The sequence below is a fragment of the Candidatus Salinivivens marinus genome (assembly GCF_965655845.1).
Taxonomy (GTDB): Bacteria; Pseudomonadota; Alphaproteobacteria; order Rhodobacterales; family Rhodobacteraceae; genus Salinivivens; species Salinivivens marinus.
In genome coordinates this window covers 463,359-465,250 of sequence record NZ_CBFHHX010000001.1, presented here as the reverse complement: position 1 = coordinate 465,250, position 1,892 = coordinate 463,359, and the positions used below count along the sequence as shown (strand labels likewise).

The 1,892-nt window shown below is 41.1% G+C and carries 1 protein-coding gene; it reads left to right on the top strand.

The window, feature by feature from the left end; translation table 11 throughout:
* Positions 1-294: 294 nt before the first annotated feature.
* Positions 295-1,892: ABC transporter ATP-binding protein (locus ACTF5Q_RS02250; RefSeq protein WP_438953072.1), on the top strand; the 1,598-nt coding region annotated here is incomplete at its 3' end.

Below are 1,892 nucleotides of genomic sequence, written 5' to 3'. Positions count from 1 at the left end.
GTACAAATTTAATTTTTTGAAAATTTATGCACATATACTTCGTTTTGATAATTTATAATTAAATCAATTAGAAATTTTCAAATCTCAGCCTAGCTAACTACTTGAGCCTACGTTGTATGTAAAATTAACGAAAAATTCAGTTCAAATAGAGTAGTAAAATTGAGACTGCCGTATCTTTCCATAGATCATCTAAATGAGTCATCGGGGACGCCACCTGAAAGCCTTCTAAAGTTTTGCTACTGGTGCTTGAGCGGCAGCCATTTTGTAATAGGCTTGGCTGCAGTGGCAAGTATATTGTCTGGGATTGCAGAAACACTAACAGCAGCGTTGATGGGGTATATCTTGGATTTATTACTTGATACTAACCCTAGCGTTTTGTTGTCAGAAAAGCTGTTTGTGCTAATTGTTGCCGTTGTCTTTTTGCTAGGAGCAAGGCCGTTATTTTTTGCAGTTTCAGCTTACATCCAGTCTGTAATACTTACGCCAGGTATTAGAACCCTAATAGCCACCCGTATTCATCGATGGACGCTAGGTCATTCAAAAACCTTTTTTGAAAATGATTTTGCCGGGCGTGTGGCACAAAAAGAGGTTCAAGCAGCTAGTGCGTTAACAGATGTAGTGGTTGAAAGTATACACACGGTTCTGTTCGCTCTTACGTCAGTGATAGCTGCCGTAGTTATTATAAGCATAATAGATTGGCGGATCGGATTAGTTGTACTTTTGTGGTTTGTTGGCTTTGTATTTGTAATGCGTTTTTTCATGCCGCGCATCAAAGCAAAAGCAGCTACCACAGCAAACGCGCAAGCCGTTGCCACGGGTCAAATTGTAGACACTATAAGCAATATCAATGTGGTCAAAATATTTGCGAACTCAAAGCACGAGGACTCTGCTGCCTTGGAAGCTTTTGGAAAGCTTCGTAAAAAACTCACTATCTACGGTGGTGAACTCGTTTGGTTTCGAACTTTTATGATGATATATGCCAGCATAGTTTTTGCCGCCGTTTTCACCTTTGCTATCGCTCTTTGGTTTCAAGGAAAAATATCTCCTGGTGAAATTGTTGCTGCTGGTTCAGTATCAATGCGTCTAACAATGATGGCAGGCTGGGTTGGTTTTTCGCTAATGACCATTTACACTAAGCTTGGTGAAGTTGAAGACGCCATGCATACTTTGGCAGTTCCTCAAACTATGCTTGATCGAAAAAATGCAGGCACTCTGATCATACCTCATGGTAAAATTCAATTTAAAAATGTCTCATTCTCCTACGGGCAAAAAATCGCCGGTGTAAATGAAATTTCGCTTACTTTAGAGCCTGGAGAAAAGATCGGCCTTGTCGGAGCGTCTGGGGCGGGGAAATCTACACTAGTTAATTTACTACTGAGGTTGCACGATCCAGAATCCGGTGGGATTTTTATTGATGGGCAAAACATTTTGCATGTAACCCAAGACAGCCTTCGGCGTCAGATCGGCATGGTGTCACAAGAAACTTCAATGTTTAACAGGTCTGCAAAGGAAAACATACTTTATGGAAAACCTGATGCATCATTTGAAGAAGTCAGTTCAGCGTCCATAAAGGCAGGTGCTCACGAGTTTATTAAAGACCTCATAGACAACAATGGCCGTAAAGGATATGACGCTTTTTTAGGAGAACGTGGAGTTAAACTTTCAGGCGGCCAACGCCAACGTATTGCTCTTGCGCGGGCGATCATAAAAAATGCTCCAGTTTTGGTACTTGATGAGGCAACAAGCGCATTAGATAGCGAAGTGGAAGCGACAATACAAAAAGCTTTTGAGCAAGTGATGAACGGTAAAACTGTACTCGCTATTGCCCATCGATTATCGACCCTTTCAAACATGGATAGGATAATTGTATTGGACCGTGGAAAAATTGTAGA